Here is a 26,572-nt window from a genome sequence, read left to right on the forward strand (position 1 = left end):
CGATGAAGCTGGACGCGATTCACTTTCGATCGCGTCCAGCTTCATCGCGGGCAAGCCCAGCTCCCACAGGCGCAGCATTCCAGCTCAAAATGCCAGGGTTATAATTCTCGGCGCTCCCCCAGCCACCGATCAAAGGCGCTTGCATCTTCCCCGTGCCACCCTCATTAATTTGCCCATGAACCTCCCGCTTATTCCCGACCCGGCACTCGACGGTTTTCATCCGGCGGTCAGTGCCTGGTTCCGCAATACCTTCCCCGCGGTGACGCCCGCGCAGGCGCAGGCGTGGCCGTTGATCAAGGCCCGGCGCTCGACGCTGATTGCCGCGCCCACCGGCTCCGGGAAAACCCTGACGGCGTTTCTGGCTGTGCTTGATGATCTTGTGCATCGAGGCCTTGAGCACGGCGGCGAGTTACCCGAGCAGACCTTCGTGGTTTACGTCTCGCCGCTCAAGGCCTTGTCGAACGACATTCAGATCAATCTGCAAAACCCGCTGGCAGGCATCACGGAACAACTGCAGCGCATGAATCTGCCGCCGCTGCGTATCAGCACTGCCGTGCGAACCGGGGATACGCCGCAGAAAGATCGCGCCGCCATGCGCAAGACCGCGCCGCACATTCTGGTGACTACGCCAGAATCGCTTTACGTATTGCTCGGCTCCGACTCTGGCAGACGCATGCTGGCCAGCACGCGCACGGTAATTGTCGACGAGATCCACGCCATCGCGGCCAGCAAGCGCGGCAGCCACCTGGCGCTGACACTGGAGCGGCTGCAAGCCCTGTGCAGTGAACCGTTGCTGCGCATCGGATTATCGGCGACGCAAAAACCCATCGAGCAGGTGTCGCGCTTTCTGGTGGGCGCGGACCCGATAGAGCGTCCGTGCACCATCGTCGATATCGGCCATGCACGGCCGCGGGACCTGGGGATCGAAGTACCGCCCGTGCCCTTGGGGCCGGTCATGTCCAATGATGTCTGGGAGCTGGTGTACGACCGCCTTGCCGAATTGGCACGTGAGCACCGGACCACGCTGATTTTCGTCAACACCCGGCGCATGGCTGAACGCATGGCGCGACACTTGAGTGATCGCCTGAGCCGAGAAGCAGTGGCTGCGCATCATGGCAGCCTTGCCAAGGAGCAACGGCTCGATGCCGAGCAACGCCTCAAGCGCGGCGATTTGCAGGTGCTGATTGCGACGGCATCCCTTGAGCTGGGCATCGATATCGGCGATGTGGATCTGGTGTGTCAGATTGCTTCGCCGCGCTCCATCTCCGCCTTTCTGCAACGGGTCGGACGCTCCGGGCACCACGTTGGTGGCACGCCCAAAGGTCGGCTGTTTGCGACCTCCCGCGACGACCTGATCGAATGCACCGCGCTGCTCGATTGCGTGCGGCGTGGTGAGCTGGATATTTTGCAGATCCCCAAAGCGCCGCTGGACGTGCTCGCCCAACAGATCGTCGCTGAAGTCAGCTTGCAGGAATGGCACGAAGACGCGCTGCTGGAAATGTTTCGTCGAGCGTCGCCCTACGCCGGGCTGGACGCTGATCACTATCAGGCATTGTTGAGCATGTTGGCCGAAGGCTATAACGGAAGTCAGGGCGTGCGCGGCGCTTACCTGCATCGCGATGCCATGACCCGCACCTTACGGGGTCGACGCGGCAGCAAGCTGACCGCTGTCACCAGTGGCGGCACGATCCCGGACAACGCCGACTACAGCGTGATTCTTGAGCCGCAGGCGTTGAACATCGGCACCGTCAACGAAGACTTCGCGGTCGAAAGCATCGCCGGGGACATCTTCCAGCTGGGTAACACTTCGTACCGCATCCTGCGCATCGAGAGCGGCCGCGTGCGGGTTGAAGACGCACAGGGCCAGCCGCCCAACATTCCATTCTGGATGGGCGAAGCACCGGGCAGAAGCGATGAGTTGTCGTTTGCTGTGGCACGCCTGCAAGGTCAGATTGACGAACTGCTAGGCGCCCACCCCGGCGATCTACAGCCGTCCACTGACTGGTTGATCGACACACTCGGGTTGAATCTGGCGAGTGCCGAGCAACTGGTGGATTACCTGGCGCGAACTCGCTCGGTGCTGACTGCGCTGCCGTCGCAAGACACGTTGATCATGGAGCGTTTTTTCGACGAGTCCGGCGGTACTCAACTGATCATCCATACGCCGTTCGGCAGCCGAGTCAATCGTGCCTGGGGCCTGGCGTTACGCAAACGCTTCTGCCGCACGTTCAATTTCGAGCTTCAAGCAGCCGCCAGCGAAGACGCGATTGTGCTGTCGCTGTCCACCAGCCATAGCTTTGAGCTGGATGAAGTCTGGCGTTATCTGAGCGCCAACACAGCGGAACATCTGCTGATTCAGGCCGTACTCGATGCGCCGCTGTTCGGCGTGCGCTGGCGCTGGAATGCCGGAACTGCGTTGGCGCTGCCCCGCTACACCGGCGGACGTAAAGTCGCGCCACAATTGCAGCGTATGAAAAGCGAAGACCTGATCGCAACGGTTTTCCCCGATCAGATTGCCTGCCTGGAAAACATCGTCGGCGAGCGTGAAGTGCCGAACCATCCACTGGTGGAGCAAACCCTCGACGATTGCCTGCACGAGGCGATGGACGCTGAAGGATGGCTGACGCTGCTGCAGCGCATGGAAAAAGGCGAAGTCCGGCTGATTGCGCGCGACTTGCCCGCACCGTCACCGCTGGCTGCCGAAATTCTCAACGCGCGGCCCTACGCCTTTCTCGACGACGCCCCCTTGGAGGAGCGTCGCACTCAAGCCGTGCTCAATCGGCGCTGGAGTGATCCGCAATCTTCGGACGATCTCGGCGCGCTGGATGCCGACGCTATTGCAGCAGTCAACGAAGAGGCCTGGCCTCAACCACAGAACATCGACGAGATGCATGAAGCGTTGATGAGCCTGAGTTGTGTCAGCAACACGGAAGCCAGCGCGAATGGGAGTTGGCTGAAATGGCTTGAATCCTTGGCCCGCTCCGGCCGTGCCACGCGTTTCGAGGTCGGTGCCGATGAAGGGTTGTGGGTGCCCTTGGAACGCCTCACATGCCTGCGGGCCATTTATCCACAGTCGAACATGCACCCACCGCTAAGTGCCCTGCCCGGCTTTGATGATGCGTGGGACGCCGATGAGGCGATCGTTGAAGTGGTGCGCGCCCGCCTGAGCGGCTTTGGCCCGATGCCAACGCGGGACATCGCCGAGCCGTTGGCGTTGAGCGCCAGCAGCGTGGCTCAGGCGCTGGCTCGGCTGGAGAGCGAAGGCTACGTGCTGCGCGGACGCTTCAGCCCCGGAGCCACTGAGGACCAGTGGTGCGAACGGCATTTGCTGGCGAGGATTCATCGCTATACCGTCAAGCGACTGCGCGGGGAAATCGAGCCGGTCTCGTTACAAGACTTCATGCGCTTTCTATTCGACTGGCAGCATTTGTCCACAGCCACGCGCAGCCAGGGCCGAGCAGCGCTGCCGGAAATCATCAGTCAACTTGAGGGCTTCAGCGCTGCCGCAGGGGCCTGGGACAGCGACTTGCTGTCAGCCCGGATCAAGGATTACTCGTCACTCTGGCTCGATGAAATCTGCCGCTCGGGCAAGGTGGTCTGGACGCGACTGGCCGCCCACACTAAAACCGGCGCGGTGGCGTTGCGCAGCACTCCGATTGTTTTGCTGCCCCGCAGCCAGGTCAGCGTATGGAGCGGCTTGACCGAGCAGCCTGAGCCCGACGATTTGTCGCCCAAGGCGCAGAAAGTACATGCGGCACTGACCCAGCACGGCGCGATGTTTTTTGATGAACTGGTAAGCGAAGCGCATCTATTGCGCGCGGAACTTGAAATCGCGCTGCAAGAGTTGGTGGCTGCCGGGTTGGTGAATGCCGACAGCTTTGCCGGGCTCCGCGCCTTGATCACTCCGGCCAGCAAGCGCTCGGCGCACACCAGCCGACGTAATCGCGGAGCGTTTATTGGCGGCATGGACGATGCCGGGCGTTGGGCGTTACTGAAGCGTTCGACGCGTCCGCCTACTGTCGCCAGCAAGCGTCCGCAACCTGTAGACCCGCAAGTGCTGGAGCATGTCGCGATGACTCTGTTGCGCCGGTATGGCGTAGTGTTCTGGCGTCTGCTGGAGCGCGAAGCCGACTGGCTGCCGAGTTGGCGAGAATTGCTGCGCACCTTTCATCGGCTTGAAGCACGGGGTGAAATTCGCGGCGGGCGCTTCGTCAGTGGTCTGGCGGGCGAGCAATTCGCACTGCCTGAAGCCATCCCGGTGCTGCGCGAGATTCGCAAACGGCCACTGGACGGCAGCCTGATCAGCCTGAGCGCCGTTGATCCGCTGAATCTGCAAGGCACGCTGCTGCCAGGCAGTAAAGTGCCCGCGCTGGTGGGGAATCGGCTGGTGTATCGCGATGGTATTCCGGCTGCGGCAGTTATTGCAGGTAAACCACAGTATTGGCTGGCGCTGGAACCGGAAGCGATGGCGCAGGTGCGGGACAGGTTGTTGCGCTGACTTTGAAAAGCACCGATTGCCGTGGGAGCCAGGCTTGCCCGCGATGAAGTATGCCTCGTCAGGCAGCTACACCGCGGAGCCCTAATCGCGAGCAAGCTCTGCTTTCATCAAACATCACGTCAATAATGGATTTGAAACGCAGACATGGTAGGAGCCAACTTGTTGGCGAAGCGGAATTTCTGACGATGCAGGTCCGACGTATCGCCAACAAGTTGGCTCCTACAGGGTTATCCGTTTGTAGGAGCTCACGAGCACCGCGAGGCAGCGATGGCGGTGTATCAGGCAAACCGCCATCGCGACCTCGCGGTGCTCGTGCGCTCCTACAGGTCCACTGTTTGGCGCGAGACAGCGCGGTGTGATGAACACCTGGGCTGCTCACACAAGTCAGGGGTCAGCCGGGTTTCACCGGCGGGCTCTCCGAGCCATCAACGTTCACCACATTGCCTTTACCTGACGCCGGCTGCGCATCTCTGTCGACAGAAAGCTGCTGCACATGCCCCGCATTCGGGCTGATCACCGTCTGTGGATACGTTTGCGCGAAGCGAACGTCATCGGATTTATCCACAAGCTTTTTCAAACGCTCGTTGAACGCACGGCCCACGCTGTACTGCCCGCCTGAAGAGGTCCGGAACTGCGCCGTGAGCACCACGCCGTTGAGGTCCATGCGATCCACACCGAAAACTTCCAGCGGCCCTTGCAGATTGCTCTTGAGCAGTATGTCTTCGCTAATCGACTGGCCGGCTTCACGAATCAGGGACAGCGCGCTGTCGATGTCGGAATCGTAGGTGAACTGCACCGAGAAGAACGCGTAAGCAAATTGCCGGGACTGGTTAGTCACTGCCTTTATCTGGCCGAACGGCACAGAATGTACAAAGCCTTTGCCGTCACGCAGACGCACGGTGCGAATAGTCAGGCTTTCAACCGTTCCCGAATGGCCGGTGCTGAGTACCACCCAGTCGCCAATGGAGAAGGTGTCTTCAATGATGATGAACAGACCGGTGATGACATCCTGCACCAATTGCTGAGAGCCAAAACCAATCGCCAGGCCGACCACCCCCGCACCCGCCAGCAGTGGCGCGACGTTGATGCCCAGGTTGGCCATGGTGGTGATGGCGCAGATCACCACCAAAATGATTTTTATCGCATTACGCAACAGCGGCAGAATCGTCTTGATTCGCGTACTCGGCTGACGAGACGACCGATGATTGATCGGAGTTTTCAGTGCTTCCTGAATCGCGGTGTCGAGCACCACCCACAGCATCCAGGTGACCATGAAGATCAGACCAATGCTGCTCAGCGATTCACCGATGGCTCGTCCCAGGCTGTTGCTCTGGGCAAACTCGAACAGCGAAAAACCCCAGATCTGACCGAGGATCTCGATAAACGCGACCGCCAGAACAATCCGCGTCAGCCCGTGGGCCAGATTCAGCAACCGCGCCTTGTAGATATGCCCACCACGCCCTTCAACCGTCGTGGGTTTGAACAGGTGCTGGAAAACCGTACTCAAAAACACCGTAGCAATCAGCAATACCGTTGTGAACAACGCGCAACGCAAAGCCTTCTGACTGTCTTCCCCTGCACCAATCAGATTCACCGCGGAAACCAGAATCATCAGCAGAATCGGCAGATACCAAAGGTTTGAGAACACCTTCAGAGACTCTTGCAGTGCGGGTCGTGCCAGGCGGCTGCTTAGCGAGCGATTGCGTATGAGATGCGCGATAGGGCGACGCACCTTGATTACCAACATGCAGAACACGACTGATGCAAACAACCCGGTAAACACCGCAACGCTGGTAGTGACGTTATTGCCGATCTGGCGAGCGATCTGCGGACTGGTCAAGGCGTCGCTGAGGGCCGCCATGAAACCGATAACGAACAACGGCTTCGGGCTGAAGCGGCGAATCATTCGCACTGCGGCACGCTTGTGCCCGTAGTTGAACATGACGATCACGCACAACAACACTGACGTGGAGACAATGCCGCTACTGGTGGAGTAAGCCAGACACAGCGCCAAGGCACGCCCTACCGAAGCCGTCAGGAAGTGACTGGCATATAGCGTGAGCGGCAAGCTGATCAACGCGGGCAAGGTGTAGGGCAATACATAGCCAAGCAACGCCTGACTGCGTTCACGCACCTGGAAAAACGGGCGGCGGCTGAGACGCATGGCGACGAAACTGCCGAGCGTGGTCAATGCTGCGAAACCGCCGATCCACACCACCGAGAGCATCAGGAAGTCGCCGACAACGCCCCACTTGGAACGCGAGGTCGGCTTGTTGACCAGCTTGTCGAGCTCATCGGCCGCCCGGTCTGCGCGCAGGCGCCAGCTGTCGAGCAGTCGGCCATCCAGCGACAGGGTTTCCTGCACATCATCAATGCTGGAACTGAGGACGCCAAGCAAACCGCCCTGCACGAGAATTTCCGGTGCAGCAGGTGTCTCGGGAGTATCAGGTGCGGCATCTGCAGACGCAGCAGGAGCGGCAGCCGCTTGCTCGGCAGCCTGCACGTTGAAGCTGCCAGCAACGAGCAGCATGCAAAGCAGGACGATGGACTTGAAGTTCAACAAAACGCGGGGCACTCCTCGATGGTCAGGGCTCTGCCTGTCAGGCAATAGGAACTGATTCATATACGGCGGACAAGTTCGGTTTTCGCCTGTCAATCCCATGACAACCACTGGAGAAAGCACAGCGAACCTTCCATAGGCCCCCACGTCAGAGTTGCATAAGACGTTCAGCGCGGCTGTTCGGCAAGAGGAAACCCTGATGCTCATTCATCCCCGGACACGCTATAAACCTTACGAAATGGCAGCAGGCGGCTGGGGCTCCGCCATGTCGGTCATGCGTATTCTCTGGCGTGAACAGACACTGCTCAAAGCGACGGGTGCACTGACCCGGCAAAACAAGTCAGGTGGCTTCGCCTGTGTCAGCTGTGCGTGGGCCAAACCCGGCAAACCTCACGCGCTGGAGTTCTGCGAAAACGGAGCGAAAGCCACAGCCTGGGAATTGACCTCGCTGAAAACCGGCCCTGAGTTCTTCGCCCACCACTCAGTCACAGAGCTGCTGCAATTGCCCGATTACGACCTCGAGCAGCATGGCCGCCTGACCCACCCGATGCGCTATGACCCCAAAACTGACCATTACCGCGAGACCACCTGGGAGCAGGCTTATCTCGAGATAGGCACGCAGCTAAAAAACCTGGACCCGGACAGCGTCGCGTTTTATGCCTCAGGGCGCGCCTCCCTTGAGACCTCCTTCATGTACCAGCTCTTCGCCAGAGCTTACGGGACAAACAACCTGCCAGACAGCTCCAACATGTGCCACGAAAGCACCTCGGTGGGATTGCAGGAAAGCATTGGCGTCCCCGTAGGGACTGTGACGCTAGAGGACTTCAAGCAGACCGAGTGCATCTTTTTCTTTGGGCAGAATGTAGGCAGCAACAGCCCGCGCATGCTTCATGATCTGCAAGAGGCACGCAGTCGAAATGTGCCGATCATCACGTTCAACCCCATCCGGGAACGAGGACTGGAACGCTTCGTCAATCCGCAATCACCTGTCCAGATGCTCGGTCCAGACTCGACAGTGATCAGCACCCAGTACCATCAGGTAGCGATAGGCGGTGACATTGCAGCCGTCATGGGCATAGCCAAGGCATTGCTGGAAATCGACAAGACCGCACTGATCAAGGGCGAGCCTCCAGTGATTGATCAAACGTTCATCGGCCAACATACCGAAGGCTTCGCCGAATTTATCAATGCGGTACGTAACTGCGGATGGGACACTCTGAAGGAACGCTCAGGGCTCACTCGTGAGGCCATGGAGGCGGCGGCGACAGTTTATGCCGCCAGCGAACGGACCATCGTTGTTTACGGCATGGGCATCACTCAACACCGTAAAGGGGTTGAAGCCGTACAGATGCTGGTCAACCTGCTGATGCTGCGCGGTAACATCGGCAAACCCGGTGCTGGTATCTGCCCGGTGCGCGGTCATTCCAATGTGCAAGGTCAGCGAACCGTCGGCATCACTGAAGACCCAGGCAAGGTGCCTGTGGATAACATTGAGAAGTCGTTCGGGTTTCAGGTCCCGAAAAACAAAGGGCGTGCGACCGTGGAAACCTGCGAAGGCATCGTTGACGGCAGCGTGCGCGGTTTCATCGGTCTGGGCGGTAATTTTCTCCGGGCGATTCCCGATACCTCACGCATGGAACCTGCCTGGAAAAATCTGCAACTGAGCGTACAAATTGCCACCAAACTCAACCGCACCCATCTGGTTACGGCGAAAAACACTTGGCTGCTACCGTGCCTCGGCAAGATTGAGATCGACCGCCAGAACGGTCACGCACAAAGCTATAGCACCGAAGACAGCACTGGCTGCATTCATGGCTGGAAAGGCACCAGCGAACCGGCGAGCGAACAATTGCGCGCCGAGACCGCGATCATTGCGGGCCTGGCAGAAGCGACACTGACGGGAACAGAGCACATCGACTGGGATGCCTGGCGCAGTGACTACAGCAAGATTCGCCAAGCCATCGCGACCGTGTACCCGGAAATTTTTCATGATATGGAAACCCGGATGTGGCAAACCGGTGGCTTTCATAAACCGATACCGGCCATTCAGCGTGAATGGAAAACCGAGAGCGGGCGTGCCCATTTCATCACTCCACAATCCCTTGATGAAGACAGTGACGTCAGCCCGGGATCTGATTGCCATGATGTTCTGCAACTGATGACGCTACGCAGCAATGACCAATTCAACACCACGATCTATGGCTATGAAGATCGCTTTCGGGGCGTCAGCGGTACACGTTCGGTGATTTTCATGAATCGTAACGACATCGTGCGGCTCGGCTTTACCGCCGGTGACTGGGTTTTGCTAAAGACAGCAGTGGAACCGGAAACGCCACGAGAAGCCGGGCCAATGCAAATCATTGCCTACGACATTCCCGAAGGCTGCAGCGCGGCGTATTACCCGGAATGTAATCCGTTAGTGCCGCTTTGGCACTACGCGGAACGTAGCAAGGTCCCCGCCGCCAAATCCATCCCAATCACCCTTAGCCGTGCAGAGCCAGACTCTGTACAACGCAAACGGGCGATCCCGAAAACGGATCAGGTGGTTTAAGCGATACGTTTGACAGGGTAGAACGATCGTTCTACTCTTCAACCATGAATAAGACACCGACCACTGCTGTTCAGGACAAAATCCTGCAAACCGCCGAGCAACTGATCTACACCAACGGGATTCATGCCATGGGCATGGACTTGCTGGTACGTACTTCCGGCGTGGCACGCAAAAGCATCTACCGATATTACGCGACCAAGGAAGACGTGGCCGTGAACGCGCTTAGCGCGCGCGATGTTCGCTGGATGCATTGGTTTCGCACTGAGACCGATAAGGCCGCTAGCCCTGAAGCGCGCATTCTCGAAATGTTCACCGTGCTCAAAGGCTGGTTTGAATCAGAAGGCTTTCGTGGCTGCGCATTTATCAATACGGCGGGTGAGATCGGCGACGCTGAGGATCCAATCCGTCAGTTGGCAAAAGCCCACAAGCAGAAGCTGTTTGATTACGCACTGGAGCTCTGCCAGCAATTGAACATCGAACAGCCCGATGTGCTGGCCAAACAACTGCTGATCCTCATCGACGGCGCCATCACCCTCGCCTTGGTCATGGGCGACCACAACGCCGCAGACAGCGCCAGGGACATGGCGCAACTGCTCTTGAACGCCGTAACGAAAAACCCCGCGCCTACTGCAAGCTGATCCCCCCACTGTCCGTCCAGAGGTTTTGCCATGTCATCCAGCACTGAAACCCGCCCGCCTTTGCCGCCCTTCACCCGGGAATCTGCAATCCAGAAAGTCCGCCTGGCCGAAGATGGCTGGAATGGTCGCGATCCCGAAAAAGTCGCATTGGCTTACACACTGGATACTAAATGGCGCAACCGCACAGAGTTCGCGACCAACCGGGACGAAGCCAAAGCCTTCCTGACTCGCAAATGGGCGAAGGAACTGGACTACCGGCTGATCAAAGAATTATGGGCCTTCACCGATAACCGTATCGCCGTGCGCTACGCCTACGAATGGCACGATGACTCGGGCAACTGGTTCCGCTCATACGGCAACGAGAACTGGGAGTTCGACGCGAATGGCTTGATGGCCAACCGCTTCGCCTGCATCAACGACATGCCGATCAAAGAGTCGGAGCGCAAGTTTCACTGGCCGTTGGGTCGACGTCCGGATGATCATCCGGGGTTGTCTGAGTTGGGGTTGTAACAGAAAGCTCCGTTGCCCATGGCACCGCGCTGACTCTCCGCAAACATTGGACCTGTAGGAGCTGCCGAAAGCTGCGAAGCAGTTATCCTGAGACACCGCAATCGCAGCCTTCGGCAGCTCCTACAAGGTCGAATCTGTCATGAGCGCCCCAACAAAAAGCCCGCAGCGAATGAACGCTGCGGGCTTTTTCGTTTAGCCGGATGAAGCGAATTGGCTAGAACGGGATATCGTCATCAAAGCTGTCGAAATCGGCGGCCGGCTGTGGCGCTTGTTGCTGCGGAGCCGGACGGGATTCGCGCTGTGGCTGCTGCTGTGGCGCGGACTGCTGTGGACGCGACTGCTGAGGACGTGGAGCGGAATTCTGATAATTGCCGCCACCTTGCCCTTGAGGAGCGCCGTCGTTTTGTGGACGGCCGCCCAGCAGTTGCATGGTGCCTTGCATGTCCACGACGATTTCAGTCGTATAACGCTTGATACCGTCTTTTTCCCACTCGCGGGTCTGCAGCTTGCCTTCAATGTAGACCTGGGAACCCTTGCGCAGGTATTCGCCAGCGATTTCGGCGACTTTGCCGAACATCGACACACGGTGCCATTCAGTCTTTTCGACTTTCTGACCGGTCTGTTTGTCAGTCCACTGTTCGCTGGTCGCCAGACTCAGGTTGGTCACGGCATTACCGTTAGGCAGGTAGCGAACTTCGGGATCCTGGCCGCATGTGCCGACCAATATAACTTTGTTAACCCCACGGGCCATAACGTTCTCCTAGGCTTCGCACGCTTGGGTGGCTGGGTTGACCATCCGTTCCAGAGACGCGCGATCCAATAGTTTTGTATCCAATTTGATATAGATGGCTGCCTCCTCGGCAACCACCACTGCATCCGTTACGCCTTCCACGGCCTTCAGTCTGTCCGCCAGGCCCGCATCACGCAGGGCTTCAGGCGACAAGGGCAGACGCAGGCTCGTCACGTAAGGCGGTTCACGCATGGTCACTGCAACCGCTAGCCAGATGGCGGCCATCGCAGCCCCGCCAAGGAACACCACGTCGAGCCCGCCATGCTGGAACAACCAGCCGCCGAGTATCCCACCTGCGGCCGAACCAAGGAACTGGCTGGTGGAATAAACCCCCATCGCCGTACCTTTTCCGCCAGCCGGTGAGACTTTGCTGATCAATGACGGCAAAGACGCTTCCAGCAGGTTGAACGCGACGAAGAATACCACTGTCCCGATGACCAGTGCTCGTAACGTGTTCCCAAACTCCCAGAAGAATAGTTCAGTGAGCATCAATACGGTGACTGCACCGATGAGCACACGCTTCATCTGACGCTTTTTCTCACCATAAATAATGAATGGGATCATTGCGAAAAATGAAATCAACAGTGCCGTGAGATAGACCCACCAGTGCTCTTCTTTGGGCAAACCGGCTTTTGTCACCAGTGCCAGCGGCAAGGCCACAAAGCTTGACATGAGCATCGCGTGCAACACGAAGATACCCAAATCCAGTCGAAGAAGATCAGGATGACGCAAGGTCGGCCCTAACGCCTGACGCGCAACGCCCGATTCGCGGTGCTGCAAGGTGACGGTATTTTTTGGCACCACGAACGCGACAATGAAAATCCCCACCAAGGCCATCGCACCGGTTGCGAGAAACAGACCGGACAAGCCAAAGGCGCTGGTCAGGATCGGCCCGACCACCATGGCGATCGCAAACGAAAGACCAATAGTCATGCCGATCATGGCCATTGCCTTGGTGCGATGCTGCTCCCGGGTCAGATCCGAGAGCAAGGCCATGACCGCTGCGGAGATGGCACCGGCACCCTGCAGAATACGTCCGGCAATGATGCCCCAGATCGAATCTGCACTCGCTGCCAGGACGCTGCCCAAGGCGAAAATGATCAAGCCGAAATAGATAACCGGACGCCGTCCGATACGGTCGGAAATAATCCCGAAGGGAATCTGCAGGAACGCCTGGGTCAGGCCATAAGCGCCGATTGCGAGACCGATCAACGCCGGGCTGGCTCCCGCCAGGTCCATGCCATAGGTCGCAAGCACAGGCAGAACCATGAACATGCCAAGCATGCGAAACGCAAATACCAGCGCAAGACCGCCTGCTGCGCGGGTCTCGCCGCCGCTCATTCTCTCGCTGTGGGGATCGTGCATGGAAAAACCTCGTGTGAACCGGCGGCGATTCTACCAGTCCCATCGATTGACGGGGTATATCGCGACGCTATGACACGCCTAGATGACACAGTCTTCATTTACGGCTAAGACAGCTATTCATATAGTGTGCATCCATCCAGTGTTTTTTCCGTATACTCCTACGTTTTCGACGCCCGCCGTGCGAGGCCATTTTGGACAAGATCCTGATTCGTGGGGCTCGAACCCACAACCTGAAGAACATTGACCTGACCCTGCCACGCGACAAGCTGATCGTCATTACCGGGCTTTCCGGTTCTGGCAAGTCATCGCTGGCATTCGACACCCTGTACGCCGAAGGGCAACGGCGCTATGTCGAATCGCTTTCCGCGTATGCCCGGCAATTCCTTTCCATGATGGAAAAGCCGGACGTCGATACCATCGAAGGCCTGTCGCCGGCCATTTCCATCGAGCAGAAATCGACTTCACACAACCCGCGTTCGACCGTGGGCACGATCACCGAGATCTACGACTACCTGCGCCTGCTTTATGCTCGCGTTGGTCAGCCTCGCTGCCCGGATCACGACATTCCACTGGAAGCGCAAACCGTCAGCCAGATGGTTGACCTGGTAATGGCGCAACCTGAGGGCAGCAAATTGATGCTGCTGGCCCCGGTGATCCGTGAGCGCAAGGGCGAGCACTTGTCAGTGTTCGAAGAGCTGCGCGCACAAGGCTTCGTCCGCGCCCGGGTAGATGGCCGTCTGTGCGAACTCGACGAGTTGCCAAAGCTGGATAAACAGAAGAAGCATTCCATCGATGTGGTGGTCGACCGTTTCAAGGTGCGTGCCGATCTGCAACAGCGTTTGGCGGAGTCCTTTGAGACCGCGCTGAAACTGGCTGACGGTATCGCTTGGGTTGCGCCAATGGATGACGAGCCCGGTGAAGAGATGATTTTCTCTGCCCGCTTCGCCTGTCCGATCTGCGGCCACGCGATCAGCGAGCTTGAACCCAAACTGTTTTCCTTCAACAACCCGGCCGGCGCATGTCCGACGTGCGATGGCTTGGGCGTTAAGCAGTTTTTCGACATCAAGCGTCTGGTAAACGCAGAGCTAACCCTGGCTGAAGGCGCTATACGCGGCTGGGACAGGCGCAACGTGTATTACTTCCAGATGCTCGGTTCGCTGGCCAAGCACTACGATTTCAGCCTGGAAGTACCGTTCAAGGAACTGCCAGGTGATATTCAGAAAACCTTGCTCAATGGCAGCGGCTCGCAGAATGTCGACTTCCGCTATTTGAACGATCGCGGTGACATCGTCAAACGTGCTCACCCGTTCGAAGGCATCGTGCCCAATCTGGAGCGTCGTTACCGGGAAACCGAGTCGGCGACCGTTCGCGAAGAGCTGGCGAAGTTTCTCGGCACGCAGCCTTGCCCGGATTGCCGCGGCACACGCCTGCGTCGCGAGGCTCGTCACGTTTGGGTTGGCGAGAAGACACTGCCTGCCGTTACGAACATGCCAATCGGTGATGCGACCGACTATTTCGGTGAGCTGAAGCTGACAGGACGTCGTGGTGAAATCGCTGACAAGATTCTTAAGGAGATTCGCGAGCGTCTCGAGTTCCTCGTCAACGTCGGTCTTGATTACCTGACGCTGGATCGCAGCGCTGACACGCTCTCGGGCGGTGAAGCGCAGCGTATCCGGCTCGCCAGCCAGATTGGTGCGGGTCTCGTCGGTGTCATGTACATCCTCGACGAACCCTCGATTGGCCTGCACCAGCGGGACAATGACCGGTTGCTAGGAACGCTCAAACACCTTCGCGATATTGGTAACACCGTTATCGTGGTCGAGCACGATGAAGATGCGATTCGCCTTGCAGACTATGTGGTCGACATCGGCCCAGGCGCTGGCGTGCATGGCGGGCACATTGTCGCCGAGGGAACGCCGGACGAGGTCATGGCGCACCCTGACTCGCTCACGGGCAAGTACCTGTCAGGTCGGGTGAAGATCGCCGTCCCGGCCAAACGCACACCCCGCAACAAGAAGCTGTCACTGACCCTCAAGGGTGCTCGCGGCAACAACTTGCGCAACGTTGATCTGGAAATCCCCATTGGCTTGCTGACCTGCGTGACCGGTGTTTCAGGTTCGGGCAAATCGACGCTGATCAACAACACGCTGTTCCCGCTCAGTGCAACCGCACTGAACGGCGCCACGACGCTGGAAGCTGCGACCCACGACAGCATCAAAGGTCTGGAACATCTGGACAAGGTCGTGGACATCGATCAAAGCCCGATTGGTCGTACCCCTCGCTCCAACCCGGCAACTTACACCGGTCTGTTCACGCCGATTCGCGAGCTGTTCTCAGGGGTACCTGAGTCGCGCTCCCGCGGATACGGACCAGGGCGTTTCTCTTTCAACGTCAAGGGCGGCCGCTGCGAGGCGTGTCAGGGTGATGGCCTGATCAAGGTCGAGATGCACTTCCTGCCGGATATCTACGTACCGTGCGATGTGTGCAAGAGCAAGCGCTACAACCGCGAAACCCTTGAGATCAAATACAAGGGCAAGAGCATTCACGAAGTGCTTGAAATGACCATCGAAGAAGCACGCGAGTTCTTCGATGCGGTTCCAGCGCTGGCGCGCAAGCTACAGACCCTGATGGATGTGGGCCTGTCTTACATCAAGCTGGGTCAATCTGCGACTACGTTGTCTGGCGGCGAAGCTCAACGGGTGAAGCTGTCACGCGAGCTGTCCAAGCGCGATACCGGCAAAACGCTGTATATCCTTGATGAGCCGACCACAGGCCTGCACTTCGCAGATATCCAACAACTGCTGGACGTTCTGCATCGTTTACGCGACCACGGTAATACCGTGGTAGTCATCGAGCACAACCTTGATGTGATCAAGACTGCCGACTGGCTTGTGGACCTTGGTCCGGAAGGCGGCTCCAAAGGCGGACAGATCATTGCCGTAGGTACGCCGGAGCAGGTGTCTGAAATGGAGCAATCCTACACAGGTCACTATCTCAAGCCTCTGCTGCTCAGGGACAAAGCCTGACATTGTCAGGCCGCTAGAATCAAAAAGCCCCTGTCACGTAAAAGTGCAGGGGCTTTTTTATGCGGCTTGTCTGGCTACGAAATCAGAATTGCGACTGCAGGTAGTTTTCCAGGCCGATGGTCTTGATCAGACCCAACTGCTTTTCGAGCCAGTAGGTGTGATCTTCTTCGGTATCGTTCAACTGAACACGGAGGATTTCACGCGTTACGTAATCCTTGTGCAGCTCGCAGAGCTCAATGCCCTTGCACAGCGCAGCACGGACCTTGTACTCAAGACGCAGATCAGCAGCGAACATCTCTGGGACCGTAGTACCGACATCCAGATCATCCGGACGCATGCGCGGAGTGCCTTCGAGCATCAATATACGACGCATCAGAGCATCGGCGTGCTGTGCCTCTTCTTCCATCTCGTGATTGATACGCTCGTAGAGCTTGGTGAAGCCCCAGTCTTCGTACATACGCGAATGAACGAAATATTGGTCACGCGCTGCCAATTCGCCCACCAGCAGCGTATTGAGATAATCGATTACTTCCGGGTGGCCTAGCATCGCCCACGTCTCCTGCCTGAAAGTGCATAGTCTGAACCAACCGCTTGCGAAGGTCACTGTCCAAAGTGATAAAAATCGACAAAAAGCAGCGAAAAATCGGTGATCAGATACGAAAAACCGCCCAAATGAGGGCGGTTCCGTTTATCACTTAGACTTACATCAGCGATACGCTCAACGCTTTCGCAATACCCTCGCCGTAAGCAGCATCGGCTTTGCAGAAATGCTGCAACTGACGCTGCACCACATCGCTGGAAACATCGGCCATCGTGCCCGCAATATTGTTGATCAGCAGTGCTTTCTGGTCGGCACTCATCAGGTTGAACAACTTACCCGCCTGGCTGTAGTAATCGCCATCTTCACGATGATCATAACGATCAGCTGCGCCGCTAAGAGCCAGCGATGGCTCAGCATAATGCGGAGCCTGCTTCGGCGCATCTGAGTAGCTGTTAGGCTCGTAGTTTGGCCCTGAACCACCGTTAGTACCGAAAGCCATCGCACCATCACGCTGGTAGCTATGAACCGGATTCCGGGGTGCGTTGATTGGCAAGTGCTGGTGATTGGTGCCCACCCGGTAGCGGTGCGCATCGGCGTATGCGAAAACGCGCCCTTGCAGCATGCGATCCGGAGACAGGCCTACACCCGGAACCATGTTGCTTGGACCAAATGCCGCTTGCTCAACTTCAGCAAAATAGTTAAGCGGATTGCGATTGAGCTCAATCTCACCGACTTCAATCAGGGGGTACTCTTTCTGCGACCAGGTTTTGGTCACGTCGAAAGGATTCTCGTGATGGGCTGCCGCTTGAGCTTCGGTCATCAATTGAATGCAGACGGTCCACTTCGGGAAGTCGCCTTTTTCAATGGCGGTGAACAAGTCACGTTGAGCGTAATCAGGATCCGTTCCCGCAATGCGCGCAGCATCGGCAGGCGTAAGGTTCTTGATGCCTTGCTGGGTCTTGTAGTGCCATTTAACCCAGTGACGCTCACCAGCAGCGCTGATCAGGCTGTAAGTGTGGCTACCGAAGCCGTGCATGTGGCGATAACCATCCGGGATACCGCGATCCGAAAACAGGATGGTGACCTGGTGCAGCGCCTCAGGGGAATGAGACCAGAAGTCCCACATCATTTGCGCATTCTTCAGGTTGGTCTGCGGCTGGCGTTTTTGCGTGTGGATAAAGTCCGGGAATTTCAGCGGGTCACGGATAAAGAAAACCGGTGTGTTGTTGCCAACGATGTCCCAGTTACCTTCTTCTGTGTAGAACTTCAGTGCGAAGCCGCGAGGATCGCGCTCAGTGTCAGCAGAACCACGTTCACCACCGACAGTAGAGAAGCGCAGAAAAATCGGGGTCTGTTTACCCACGGTATTGAACAGATTAGCACTGGTGTATTGGGTGATATCGCGGGTGAGAGTAAAGGTGCCGTGAGCGCCAGAACCTTTCGCGTGCACACGACGCTCAGGGATGTTTTCACGATTGAAGTGGGCAAGCTTCTCAATCAGATGAAAATCATCAAGCAGTAACGGGCCACGAGGACCAGCGGAACGGGAATTCTGGTTATCAGCTACAGGTGCGCCGCTGGCGGTGGTGAGAGTCTTGGGTTGGCTCATTAATAATTCCTCTGGCATAAACGACCGGCTAATCGGCATGGCAGGGATTATTGTCCACTTCTGTTACACAGCGAAATTTATTAAATCTTAGTCTTCGATAGCCATAGACAATACGAAATCACCGAATCCTGAAAACAAAAAACCGGGCACTAGGCCCGGTTCTTCGTTTCAGACTGACGTCTTACTCAGCGGATACAGCTTCGCCGCCAGCAGGACGATCAACCAGCTCGACATACGCCATTGGCGCGTTGTCGCCAGTGCGGAAACCGCACTTCAGGATGCGCAGATAGCCACCCTCGCGGGTTGCATAACGCTTGCCCAGATCGTTGAACAGCTTACCAACGATTGCTTTCGAACGAGTACGGTCGAAAGCCAGACGGCGGTTAGCCAGACTGTCTGTTTTAGCCAAAGTGATCAGCGGCTCAGCAACGCGACGCAGTTCTTTAGCTTTCGGCAATGTAGTTTTGATCAGTTCGTGCTCGAACAGCGACACCGCCATGTTTTGAAACATGGCCTTACGGTGGGAGCTAGTCCGGCTCAGGTGACGACCACTTTTACGATGACGCATGGTTCATTCCTTACCAAACACAACGTTCGGTGATTACGACGATCAGGCAGTCGCCTTGTCGTCCTTCTTAAGACTTGCCGGCGGCCAGTTGTCGAGGCGCATGCCGAGGGACAGACCACGGGAGGCCAGGACGTCCTTGATCTCAGTCAAGGATTTCTTGCCAAGGTTTGGAGTCTTCAACAGTTCTACTTCGGTGCGCTGAATCAGGTCGCCGATGTAGTAAATGTTCTCCGCCTTGAGGCAGTTGGCCGAACGTACAGTCAATTCCAAATCGTCAACCGGACGGAGCAGGATCGGATCGATCTCGTCTTCCTGTTCGATTACCACTGGCTCACTGTCACCTTTGAGGTCGACGAACGCAGCCAACTGCTGTTGCAGAATGGTTGCAGCGCGGCGGATAGCCTCTTCAGGATCCAGAGTACCGTTGGTTTCCAGATCAATAACCAGCTTGTCCAGGTTAGTACGCTGCTCGACACGGGCGTTTTCCACCACGTATGCGATACGGCGAACCGGGCTGAACGAAGAGTCAAGCTGCAAGCGACCAATGCTGCGGCTTTCATCTTCATCGCTCTGACGCGAGTCTGCCGGTTCATAACCACGACCACGAGCTACGGTGAGCTTCATGTTCAGGGCGCCGTTAGACGCCAGGTTAGCGATTACGTGATCGGGGTTAACGATCTCGACATCATGATCCAGCTGAATATCGGCAGCGGTAACCACCCCCGAACCCTTCTTCGACAAGGTCAGCGTAACTTCGTCTCGACCGTGCAGCTTGATAGCCAGACCTTTAAGGTTCAACAGGATTTCAATTACATCTTCCTGTACACCTTCGATGGCGCTGTACTCATGGAGTACACCGTCAATCTCGGCCTCGACTACTGCACAGCCGGGCATGGAGGACAACAGGATGCGGCGCAGCGCGTTGCCCAGGGTATGGCCAAAACCACGCTCGAGAGGCTCGAGAGTAATCTTGGCGCGGGTTGGACTGACAACCTGCACATCAATGTGGCGGGGTGTCAGGAACTCATTTACCGAAATCTGCATGGATGCACCTATTTTCTAGCCCTTACTTGGAGTAGAGCTCGACAATCAGGCTTTCGTTGATGTCGGCGGACAGATCACTGCGAGCTGGAACGTTCTTGAAAACGCCCGATTTCTTCTCAGTGTCTACTTCTACCCATTCTACGCGGCCACGTTGGGCACACAGATCGAGAGCCTGGACGATGCGCAGTTGGTTCTTGGCTTTCTCGCGGATAGCAACCACGTCACCGGCACGAACCTGATACGACGGAACGTTTACGGTTTTGCCGTTCACGCTGATCGACTTGTGCGAAACCAATTGACGGGATTCAGCACGAGTCGAGCCGAAGCCCATACGGTATACAACGTTATCCAGACGGCATTCGAGCAGTTGCAACAGGTTCTCACCAGTAGCGCCTTTCTTGCCGGCAGCTTCTTTGTAGTAACCGCTGAATTGACGCTCGAGTACGCCATAGATACGACGAACTTTTTGTTTCTCACGCAGCTGGGTGCCGTAGTCGGACTGACGGCCACGGCGCTGGCCGTGGATACCTGGAGCTGCTTCGATGTTGCACTTGGATTCGATCGCGCGAACGCCGCTCTTCAGAAAGAGATCGGTGCCTTCACGACGAGCAAGTTTGCATTTTGGACCAATGTAACGAGCCATTTTCTACAGTCTCCTGGATTACACGCGGCGCTTCTTCGGCGGACGGCACCCGTTGTGCGGGATTGGCGTCACGTCGGTGATGCTGGCGATCTTATAGCCACAGCCGTTCAATGCACGGACAGCAGACTCACGACCTGGACCTGGACCTTTGACGTTAACGTCGAGGTTCTTCAGACCATATTCCAGCGCAGCTTGACCAGCACGTTCAGCAGCTACTTGAGCAGCGAACGGCGTGGACTTGCGAGAACCGCGGAAACCCGAACCGCCGGAGGTAGCCCAGGACAGCGCGTTACCTTGACGATCGGTGATGGTGACGATTGTGTTGTTAAAAGAAGCGTGGATGTGGGCGATGCCATCAACCACCGTCTTTTTAACTTTTTTACGAGGACGAGCAGCAGGTTTTGCCATGACTAAATTCCTGTCGTTGCGCTAATGCGATTACTTGCGGATCGGCTTACGCGGACCTTTGCGAGTACGCGCGTTAGTCTTGGTACGCTGACCGCGTACTGGAAGACCACGACGATGGCGCAGACCGCGGTAGCAGCCCAAGTCCATCAAGCGCTTGATTTTCATGTTGATTTCGCGACGCAGGTCACCTTCAGTGGTGAACTTCGCCACTTCGCCACGCAGTAGTTCAATCTGCTCGTCGCTCAGATCTTTGATCTTTGCCGCTGGGTTAACCCCAGTGGTTGCACAGATCTTGTGTGCAGTGGTGCGACCAACACCATAGATGTAGGTCAGCGAGATAACAGTATGCTTGTTATCTGGAATGTTAACGCCTGCAATACGGGCCATTCAGTGGGACTCCAATTGACAGCTACCTACGCCCCGGAAGCCAAGAAATAGGGCGCGAGATAATATCGCTGTAATAACAAATAATCAACCCAGCAGCGCACTAGCTGCTGGGCTTAAGCACAGATCACACTCAGCCTTGGCGCTGTTTGTGACGTGGTTCCGCGCTGCAAATTACTCGAACAACACCTTCGCGGCGAATAATCTTGCAGTTGCGGCACAGCTTTTTCACCGATGCACGAACTTTCATTACCAGCTCCTCGAACCTTATGGGTACATCAGCGCAACATGCCGCTGCCGTAGCCCTTCAGGTTGGCTTTCTTCATCAGGGATTCGTACTGGTGCGAAACGAGGTGCGATTGTACTTGGGACATGAAGTCCATCACAACCACTACCACGATCAGCAACGAGGTCCCGCCAAGGTAGAACGGTACGTTTGCTGCAACCACCAGGAACTGGGGCAACAAGCAGACGGCCGTCATATATAGAGCACCGAACATGGTCAAGCGGGTCAGAACGCCATCAATATAGCGCGCAGACTGCTCACCTGGACGGATACCCGGAATAAAGGCACCGGACTTCTTCAGGTTTTCCGCTACGTCTTTCGGATTGAACATCAACGCCGTATAGAAGAAGCAGAAGAAAATAATCCCTGCACTAAACAGCAGAATATTCAACGGCTGACCAGGAGCGATCGACTGCGAGATGTCCTGCAACCAGCCCATACCTTCAGACTGACCAAACCAGGCACCCAACGACGCCGGAAACAGCAAAATGCTGCTCGCGAAAATAGCCGGAATAACGCCAGCCATGTTCACTTTCAGCGGCAAGTGGCTAGTCTGCGCAGCAAAAACCTTACGGCCCTGCTGACGCTTGGCGTAGTGAACAGCAATACGACGCTGACCACGCTCAATGAACACCACGAAACCGATAATCGCTACTGCCAGCAAACCGATAGCAACCAGGGCGAAGATATTGATGTCACCCATGCGAGCAGACTCGAAAGACTGCCCGATTGCTCTCGGAAGACCGGCGACGATACCTGCGAAGATCAACATCGAGATACCGTTACCAACACCGCGCTCGGTAATCTGCTCGCCTAGCCACATCATGAACATCGCACCAGCCACAAAGGTGGTGACAGCAACGAAGTGGAAGCCTATGTCTGCAGAGAACGCGACGCCCTGACCGGCCAGACCAACGGACATGCCGATAGCTTGAACCAAGGCCAGGACAACGGTGCCGTAGCGGGTGTACTGGCTGATCTTGCGACGGCCAGCTTCCCCTTCCTTCTTCAACTGCTCCAGCTGTGGGCTGACGGCTGTCATCAATTGCATGATGATCGATGCCGAAATGTACGGCATGATCCCCAGTGCAAAAATACTCATCCGCTCCAGCGCACCGCCGGAAAACATGTTGAACAAGCTAAGAATGGTCCCCTCATTCTGTCGAAACAGGTCTGCGAGTCGCTCCGGGTTAATACCTGGAACCGGGATGTGTGCGCCTATTCGGTAGACGATAATCGCCAGGAACAGAAAACGCAGACGAGCCCAGAGTTCAGACATACCGCCTTTGCCGAGCGCAGAGAGAGCACCTTGCTTAGCCATTTATTCCTCGAACTTGCCGCCAGCTGCTTCGATAGCCGCACGCGCACCTTTGGTGGCTGCGATACCTTTGATGGTGACAGCGCGATTAACTTCGCCGGACAGCATGATTTTCACACGCTGTACGTTTTGGTTGATCACGTTGGCATCCTTCAGGGACTGCACAGTTACAACGTCGCCTTCCACTTTAGCCAGCTCGGACAAACGCACTTCTGCGCGATCCATGGCCTTCAGGGAAACGAAGCCGAATTTTGGCAGGCGACGATGCAGCGGCTGTTGGCCGCCTTCAAAGCCCGGAGCAATAGTGCCACCGGAGCGGGAGGTTTGACCTTTGTGGCCACGGCCACCAGTCTTACCCAAACCACTACCGATACCACGGCCCGGACGATGCTTTTCGCGACGGGAACCCGGCGCTGGACTCAGATCATTGAGTTTCATCGATTAACCCTCGACTCGCAGCATGTAGTAAGCCTTGTTGATCATCCCGCGATTCTCAGGAGTATCCAGCACTTCTACAGTGTGACCGATGCGACGCAGACCCAGACCTTTAACACACAGTTTGTGGTTAGGAATGCGACCGGTCATGCTTTTGATCAGCGTTACTTTAACGGTAGCCATGATCAGAAGATCTCCTTGACACTTTTGCCGCGCTTGGCAGCAATAGACTCAGGAGATTGCATAGCTTTCAAACCCTTGAAAGTGGCGTGAACCACGTTTACAGGGTTAGTCGAGCCGTAGCACTTGGCCAATACGTTCTGAACACCAGCAACTTCCAACACTGCGCGCATAGCGCCGCCAGCGATGATACCGGTACCTTCAGAGGCAGGCTGCATGTACACCTTCGAAGCGCCATGGGCAGACTTCATTGCGTACTGCAGAGTAGTGCCATTCAGATCAACCTGGATCATGTTGCGGCGAGCAGCTTCCATCGCCTTCTGGATCGCAGCAGGCACTTCACGTGACTTGCCACGGCCAAAACCAACACGCCCTTTACCATCACCAACCACGGTCAACGCGGTGAAAGTGAAGATACGGCCGCCTTTTACAGTCTTTGCAACGCGGTTAACTTGAACCAGCTTCTCAATGTAGCCTTCGTCGCGTTTTTGGTCGTTATTTGACATAACTTAGAACTCCAGCCCGCCTTCACGAGCAGCATCAGCCAGCGCCTTGACGCGGCCGTGGTACTTGAAGCCAGAACGGTCGAAAGCCACTTGTGATACGCCGGCGGCTTTCGCACGCTCAGCAACCAGCTGGCCAACCTTAGTGGCCGCGTCGATGTTGCCAGTGGCACCATCACGCAGTTCTTTGTCCAAAGTCGAGGCGCTCGCCAGGACTTTGCTGCCGTCGGCCGAAATGACCTGGGCATAAATGTGCTGCGAAGAGCGGTGCACGCAGAGACGCACGACTTCTAGCTCGTGCATTTTCAGGCGTGCTTTGCGAGCGCGACGCAGTCGGGTAACTTTTTTGACGGTCATTTGCTATGCCCTACTTCTTCTTGGCTTCTTTACGGCGGACGACTTCGTCTGCGTAACGCACACCTTTGCCTTTGTACGGCTCAGGACGGCGGAAGTCGCGGATCTCAGCGGCCACTTGACCAACCAACTGCTTGTCGATACCTCGGATGAAGATATCGGTCTGGTTGGGAGTCTCAGCGGTGATGCCTTCCGGCAGGTCGTAATCCACTGGGTGCGAGAAGCCAAGAGCCAGGTTCAGCACTGTGCCTTTTGCTTGCGCTTTGTAACCAACACCGACCAGCTGGAGCTTACGCTCGAAGCCTTGGCTTACGCCCTGGACCATGTTGTTAACCAGTGCACGAGTGGTGCCGGCCATTGCGCGAGTCTGTTGATCGCCATTGCGAGCAGCGAAACGCAGCTCACCAGCTTCTTCAACAATCTCAACGGACGAATGGATGTTCAGATCTAGAGTGCCTTTGGCGCCCTTCACCGAAAGCTGCTGGCCGACGAGTTTAACTTCGACGCCTGCTGGCAACTTAACGGGGTTCTTAGCTACGCGTGACATGCTTATCCCCCCTTAGAACACTGTGCAAAGCACTTCGCCGCCGACACCGGCAGCGCGCGCAGCACGATCCGTCATCACACCTTTGCTGGTGGAGACGATAGACACACCGAGACCGCCACGAACTTTTGGCAGATCATCGACGGACTTGTACTGACGCAGGCCTGGACGGCTTACGCGCTTCACTTCTTCGATGACTGGACGGCCTTCGAAGTACTTCAGCTCGATAGACAACAGCGGTTTTGTTTCGCTGCTGATCTGATAACCCGCAATGTAACCTTCGTCTTTCAGGACTTTGGCTACAGCAACCTTCACAGTGGAAGATGGCATGCTTACGACGGGCTTTTCAGCCATCTGGGCATTACGGATACGAGTTAGCATGTCCGCTAACGGGTCCTGCATACTCATGGGCTAGACGCTCCTAATACAAAATAATTAGCCTTGCGGCTACAGCTTATCGCCGAGAATTCCGGGCAAATGAAAAACACGGGCTCAGGCGAGCCGGCAATTCTAGGCGTACCCCGGAAATGAATCAAGCCCCAATAGGGGCTTGATTCAAATTCAGGCTTGATTCCGACCAATCGCTTGCACGATAAGCCGGAACTTCGCGTGAAAGGCGTATTACCAGCTGGCTTTAACCAGACCTGGCACATCACCACGCATTGCAGCTTCACGCAGCTTGTTACGGCCAAGGCCGAACTTGCGGTAAACGCCGTGCGGACGACCAGTGATGCGGCAGCGGTTACGCATGCGCGAAGCGCTTGCGTCACGTGGCTGCTTCTGCAGAGCTACGGTAGCTTCCCAACGCGCTTCTGGACTTGCGTTCAGATCAACGATGATTGCTTTGAGCGCTGCACGCTTGGTGGCGTACTTGGCAACGGTGAGCTGACGCTTCAGCTCACGGTTCTTCATGCTCTTCTTGGCCATTTTCCTACTCCAATCAGTTGCGGAACGGGAATTTGAAAGCACGCAGCAGAGCGCGGCCTTCGTCATCGTTCTTGGCAGTGGTGGTCAGGGTAATGTCCAGACCGCGGAGAGCATCGATCTTGTCGTAATCGATTTCCGGGAAAATGATCTGCTCTTTTACGCCCATGCTGTAGTTACCACGACCATCGAAGGACTTGGCATTCAGGCCGCGGAAGTCGCGAACCCGAGGCAGGGAGATCGAAAGCAGACGATCCAGGAATTCATACATACGATCGCGGCGCAGAGTCACTTTGACGCCGATCGGCCAACCTTCACGGACTTTAAAGCCAGCGATGGATTTCCGAGCGTAAGTCACAACGACTTTTTGACCGGTGATCTTTTCCAGGTCAGCAACAGCGTGCTCGATGACTTTTTTGTCGCCGATCGCTTCGCCCAGACCCATGTTCAGGGTGATTTTGGTAACGCGCGGAACTTCCATCACGTTCGCGAGCTTAAGTTCTTCCTTAAGCTTCGGAGCGATTTCCTTCCGGTAAATCTCTTTTAGTCGTGCCATGGTCTTCTACCTAGCAGTGTTCAAGCATCAACCGCTTTTTGGGTCGACTTGAAGACACGAATTTTCTTGCCATCTTCAACTTTGAAACCAACGCGGTCAGCCTTGTTGGTTGCGCCATTGAAAATAGCGACGTTAGAAGCGTGCAGTGGCGCTTCTTTCTCGACGATACCGCCCTGTACGCCCGACATCGGGTTTGGCTTGGTATGACGCTTTACCAGGTTGATCCCACCAACGACCAGACGGTCGTCAGCGAGAACCTTGAGCACCTTACCGCGCTTACCTTTGTCTTTGCCGGCGATCACGATGATCTCGTCGTCACGACGAATCTTTTGCATGT

26 protein-coding genes are annotated in these 26,572 nt (G+C 56.5%); 5 read left to right on the top strand and 21 right to left on the bottom strand.

Annotation, left to right across the window (positions count from 1 at the left end; translation table 11 throughout):
• Window positions 1-175: 175 nt before the first annotated feature.
• Entirely contained in the window at window positions 176-4,498 is a 4,323-nt protein-coding gene (locus tag KDX30_RS21010) for a DEAD/DEAH box helicase (protein WP_231677417.1), read from the top strand.
• Between the two features lie 391 nt (window positions 4,499-4,889).
• Here the strand turns inward: KDX30_RS21010 and KDX30_RS21015 are convergent, their stop codons facing one another.
• Window positions 4,890-7,028, bottom strand: a complete 2,139-nt coding sequence (locus KDX30_RS21015; RefSeq protein ID WP_319946096.1) for a mechanosensitive ion channel family protein — start codon at window positions 7,026-7,028, stop codon at window positions 4,890-4,892.
• A gap of 229 nt (window positions 7,029-7,257) precedes the next feature.
• Between KDX30_RS21015 and KDX30_RS21020 the strand changes: the two genes are divergently transcribed.
• Genes KDX30_RS21020 through KDX30_RS21030 form a run of 3 tightly spaced genes read left to right on the top strand, consistent with a single transcriptional unit; the run spans window position 7,258 to window position 10,757 of the window.
• Complete coding sequence (locus tag KDX30_RS21020; protein WP_231677418.1) at window positions 7,258-9,609, top strand: FdhF/YdeP family oxidoreductase; 2,352 nt, start codon at window positions 7,258-7,260, stop codon at window positions 9,607-9,609.
• 44 nt (window positions 9,610-9,653) lie between these two features.
• On the top strand, window positions 9,654-10,247 hold the full coding sequence (locus KDX30_RS21025; RefSeq protein ID WP_122398080.1) for a TetR/AcrR family transcriptional regulator: 594 nt from the start codon (window positions 9,654-9,656) through the stop codon (window positions 10,245-10,247).
• Between the two features lie 30 nt (window positions 10,248-10,277).
• The gene (locus KDX30_RS21030; protein WP_027902657.1) at window positions 10,278-10,757 is read left to right on the top strand and encodes a nuclear transport factor 2 family protein; all 480 of its coding nucleotides are present in this window, start codon (window positions 10,278-10,280) and stop codon (window positions 10,755-10,757) included.
• A 214-nt stretch (window positions 10,758-10,971) separates the two neighbouring features.
• Here the strand turns inward: KDX30_RS21030 and KDX30_RS21035 are convergent, their stop codons facing one another.
• Window positions 10,972-11,508 carry a single-stranded DNA-binding protein gene (locus tag KDX30_RS21035; RefSeq protein WP_027898315.1) on the bottom strand — a complete coding sequence of 179 codons (537 nt, stop codon included), beginning with the start codon at window positions 11,506-11,508 and terminating at the stop codon, window positions 10,972-10,974.
• Between the two features lie 9 nt (window positions 11,509-11,517).
• Window positions 11,518-12,912, bottom strand: a complete 1,395-nt coding sequence (locus tag KDX30_RS21040; RefSeq protein WP_027898314.1) for an MFS transporter — start codon at window positions 12,910-12,912, stop codon at window positions 11,518-11,520.
• A gap of 191 nt (window positions 12,913-13,103) precedes the next feature.
• On the opposite strand from KDX30_RS21040, the gene uvrA reads away from it, so the two are divergent.
• Complete coding sequence (gene uvrA, locus KDX30_RS21045) at window positions 13,104-15,938, top strand: excinuclease ABC subunit UvrA (protein ID WP_099268178.1); 2,835 nt, start codon at window positions 13,104-13,106, stop codon at window positions 15,936-15,938.
• Between the two features lie 82 nt (window positions 15,939-16,020).
• On the opposite strand, the gene bfr is transcribed toward uvrA, so the two are convergent.
• The 18 genes from bfr to rplX all read right to left on the bottom strand — a co-directional run bounded on the left by bfr (window position 16,021) and on the right by rplX (window position 26,570).
• Entirely contained in the window at window positions 16,021-16,485 is a 465-nt protein-coding gene (gene bfr / locus KDX30_RS21050; protein ID WP_027898312.1) for a bacterioferritin, read from the bottom strand.
• 154 nt (window positions 16,486-16,639) lie between these two features.
• A complete protein-coding gene (locus KDX30_RS21055) occupies window positions 16,640-18,088 on the bottom strand; it encodes a catalase (RefSeq protein WP_231677419.1) in 1,449 nt (482 codons plus the stop codon).
• A gap of 181 nt (window positions 18,089-18,269) precedes the next feature.
• Entirely contained in the window at window positions 18,270-18,656 is a 387-nt protein-coding gene (gene rplQ, locus KDX30_RS21060) for a 50S ribosomal protein L17 (RefSeq protein ID WP_008145500.1), read from the bottom strand.
• A 42-nt stretch (window positions 18,657-18,698) separates the two neighbouring features.
• The gene (locus KDX30_RS21065) at window positions 18,699-19,700 is read right to left on the bottom strand and encodes a DNA-directed RNA polymerase subunit alpha (protein ID WP_003176403.1); all 1,002 of its coding nucleotides are present in this window, start codon (window positions 19,698-19,700) and stop codon (window positions 18,699-18,701) included.
• 22 nt (window positions 19,701-19,722) lie between these two features.
• On the bottom strand, window positions 19,723-20,343 hold the full coding sequence (gene rpsD, locus KDX30_RS21070) for a 30S ribosomal protein S4 (RefSeq protein ID WP_025262045.1): 621 nt from the start codon (window positions 20,341-20,343) through the stop codon (window positions 19,723-19,725).
• Between the two features lie 18 nt (window positions 20,344-20,361).
• Window positions 20,362-20,751, bottom strand: coding sequence for a 30S ribosomal protein S11 (rpsK, locus tag KDX30_RS21075; RefSeq protein WP_002555466.1), 390 nt, complete (start codon window positions 20,749-20,751; stop codon window positions 20,362-20,364).
• 30 nt (window positions 20,752-20,781) lie between these two features.
• A complete protein-coding gene (gene rpsM / locus KDX30_RS21080) occupies window positions 20,782-21,138 on the bottom strand; it encodes a 30S ribosomal protein S13 (protein WP_027898310.1) in 357 nt (118 codons plus the stop codon).
• 130 nt (window positions 21,139-21,268) lie between these two features.
• On the bottom strand, window positions 21,269-21,385 hold the full coding sequence (gene rpmJ / locus KDX30_RS21085; protein WP_002555468.1) for a 50S ribosomal protein L36: 117 nt from the start codon (window positions 21,383-21,385) through the stop codon (window positions 21,269-21,271).
• Window positions 21,386-21,413: 28 nt separating this feature from the next.
• Window positions 21,414-22,742, bottom strand: a complete 1,329-nt coding sequence (gene secY, locus KDX30_RS21090) for a preprotein translocase subunit SecY (protein WP_027898309.1) — start codon at window positions 22,740-22,742, stop codon at window positions 21,414-21,416.
• On the bottom strand, window positions 22,743-23,177 hold the full coding sequence (rplO, locus tag KDX30_RS21095; protein WP_027898308.1) for a 50S ribosomal protein L15: 435 nt from the start codon (window positions 23,175-23,177) through the stop codon (window positions 22,743-22,745). It lies immediately after the preceding gene.
• 3 nt (window positions 23,178-23,180) lie between these two features.
• Entirely contained in the window at window positions 23,181-23,357 is a 177-nt protein-coding gene (gene rpmD, locus KDX30_RS21100) for a 50S ribosomal protein L30 (RefSeq protein ID WP_003186033.1), read from the bottom strand.
• 2 nt (window positions 23,358-23,359) lie between these two features.
• A complete protein-coding gene (gene rpsE / locus KDX30_RS21105; protein WP_003186035.1) occupies window positions 23,360-23,860 on the bottom strand; it encodes a 30S ribosomal protein S5 in 501 nt (166 codons plus the stop codon).
• 3 nt (window positions 23,861-23,863) lie between these two features.
• Complete coding sequence (rplR, locus tag KDX30_RS21110; protein WP_027898307.1) at window positions 23,864-24,214, bottom strand: 50S ribosomal protein L18; 351 nt, start codon at window positions 24,212-24,214, stop codon at window positions 23,864-23,866.
• Window positions 24,215-24,224: 10 nt separating this feature from the next.
• On the bottom strand, window positions 24,225-24,758 hold the full coding sequence (rplF, locus tag KDX30_RS21115; RefSeq protein ID WP_027898306.1) for a 50S ribosomal protein L6: 534 nt from the start codon (window positions 24,756-24,758) through the stop codon (window positions 24,225-24,227).
• 12 nt (window positions 24,759-24,770) lie between these two features.
• A complete protein-coding gene (gene rpsH / locus KDX30_RS21120; protein WP_027898305.1) occupies window positions 24,771-25,163 on the bottom strand; it encodes a 30S ribosomal protein S8 in 393 nt (130 codons plus the stop codon).
• A gap of 213 nt (window positions 25,164-25,376) precedes the next feature.
• A complete protein-coding gene (rpsN, locus tag KDX30_RS21125; protein WP_027898304.1) occupies window positions 25,377-25,682 on the bottom strand; it encodes a 30S ribosomal protein S14 in 306 nt (101 codons plus the stop codon).
• Between the two features lie 13 nt (window positions 25,683-25,695).
• Window positions 25,696-26,235, bottom strand: coding sequence for a 50S ribosomal protein L5 (gene rplE / locus KDX30_RS21130; RefSeq protein ID WP_004883677.1), 540 nt, complete (start codon window positions 26,233-26,235; stop codon window positions 25,696-25,698).
• A gap of 20 nt (window positions 26,236-26,255) precedes the next feature.
• On the bottom strand, window positions 26,256-26,570 hold the full coding sequence (gene rplX / locus KDX30_RS21135) for a 50S ribosomal protein L24 (protein WP_002555478.1): 315 nt from the start codon (window positions 26,568-26,570) through the stop codon (window positions 26,256-26,258).
• Window positions 26,571-26,572: the final 2 nt, after the last annotated feature.

This window comes from Pseudomonas quasicaspiana, from assembly GCF_021147825.1.
Taxonomy (GTDB): domain Bacteria; phylum Pseudomonadota; class Gammaproteobacteria; order Pseudomonadales; family Pseudomonadaceae; genus Aquipseudomonas; species Aquipseudomonas quasicaspiana.

Excerpts from the sequence above, each read along its gene's own strand:
- secY (WP_027898309.1), bottom strand. The coding sequence starts at position 22,742 with ATGGCTAAGCAAGGTGCTCTCTCTGCGCTCGGCAAAGGCGGTATGTCT.
- rpsM (WP_027898310.1), bottom strand. The coding sequence starts at position 21,138 with ATGGCCCGTATTGCAGGCGTTAACATTCCAGATAACAAGCATACTGTT.
- rpmJ (WP_002555468.1), bottom strand. The coding sequence starts at position 21,385 with ATGAAAGTTCGTGCATCGGTGAAAAAGCTGTGCCGCAACTGCAAGATT.
- rplE (WP_004883677.1), bottom strand. The coding sequence starts at position 26,235 with ATGGCACGACTAAAAGAGATTTACCGGAAGGAAATCGCTCCGAAGCTT.
- rplO (WP_027898308.1), bottom strand. The coding sequence starts at position 23,177 with ATGAAACTCAATGATCTGAGTCCAGCGCCGGGTTCCCGTCGCGAAAAG.
- rpsD (WP_025262045.1), bottom strand. The coding sequence starts at position 20,343 with ATGGCTCGTTACATTGGTCCAAAATGCAAACTTGCTCGTCGTGAAGGC.
- KDX30_RS21010 (WP_231677417.1), top strand. The coding sequence starts at position 176 with ATGAACCTCCCGCTTATTCCCGACCCGGCACTCGACGGTTTTCATCCG.
- rplX (WP_002555478.1), bottom strand. The coding sequence starts at position 26,570 with ATGCAAAAGATTCGTCGTGACGACGAGATCATCGTGATCGCCGGCAAA.
- KDX30_RS21055 (WP_231677419.1), bottom strand. The coding sequence starts at position 18,088 with ATGAGCCAACCCAAGACTCTCACCACCGCCAGCGGCGCACCTGTAGCT.
- rpsE (WP_003186035.1), bottom strand. The coding sequence starts at position 23,860 with ATGTCAAATAACGACCAAAAACGCGACGAAGGCTACATTGAGAAGCTG.
- rpmD (WP_003186033.1), bottom strand. The coding sequence starts at position 23,357 with ATGGCTACCGTTAAAGTAACGCTGATCAAAAGCATGACCGGTCGCATT.
- KDX30_RS21020 (WP_231677418.1), top strand. The coding sequence starts at position 7,258 with ATGCTCATTCATCCCCGGACACGCTATAAACCTTACGAAATGGCAGCA.
- KDX30_RS21030 (WP_027902657.1), top strand. The coding sequence starts at position 10,278 with ATGTCATCCAGCACTGAAACCCGCCCGCCTTTGCCGCCCTTCACCCGG.
- bfr (WP_027898312.1), bottom strand. The coding sequence starts at position 16,485 with ATGCTAGGCCACCCGGAAGTAATCGATTATCTCAATACGCTGCTGGTG.
- rpsK (WP_002555466.1), bottom strand. The coding sequence starts at position 20,751 with ATGGCAAAACCTGCTGCTCGTCCTCGTAAAAAAGTTAAAAAGACGGTG.
- rplF (WP_027898306.1), bottom strand. The coding sequence starts at position 24,758 with ATGTCACGCGTAGCTAAGAACCCCGTTAAGTTGCCAGCAGGCGTCGAA.
- KDX30_RS21065 (WP_003176403.1), bottom strand. The coding sequence starts at position 19,700 with ATGCAGATTTCGGTAAATGAGTTCCTGACACCCCGCCACATTGATGTG.
- KDX30_RS21040 (WP_027898314.1), bottom strand. The coding sequence starts at position 12,912 with ATGCACGATCCCCACAGCGAGAGAATGAGCGGCGGCGAGACCCGCGCA.
- rplR (WP_027898307.1), bottom strand. The coding sequence starts at position 24,214 with ATGACCGTCAAAAAAGTTACCCGACTGCGTCGCGCTCGCAAAGCACGC.
- KDX30_RS21015 (WP_319946096.1), bottom strand. The coding sequence starts at position 7,028 with ATGCTGCTCGTTGCTGGCAGCTTCAACGTGCAGGCTGCCGAGCAAGCG.
- KDX30_RS21025 (WP_122398080.1), top strand. The coding sequence starts at position 9,654 with ATGAATAAGACACCGACCACTGCTGTTCAGGACAAAATCCTGCAAACC.
- rpsN (WP_027898304.1), bottom strand. The coding sequence starts at position 25,682 with ATGGCCAAGAAGAGCATGAAGAACCGTGAGCTGAAGCGTCAGCTCACC.
- rplQ (WP_008145500.1), bottom strand. The coding sequence starts at position 18,656 with ATGCGTCATCGTAAAAGTGGTCGTCACCTGAGCCGGACTAGCTCCCAC.
- rpsH (WP_027898305.1), bottom strand. The coding sequence starts at position 25,163 with ATGAGTATGCAGGACCCGTTAGCGGACATGCTAACTCGTATCCGTAAT.
- KDX30_RS21035 (WP_027898315.1), bottom strand. The coding sequence starts at position 11,508 with ATGGCCCGTGGGGTTAACAAAGTTATATTGGTCGGCACATGCGGCCAG.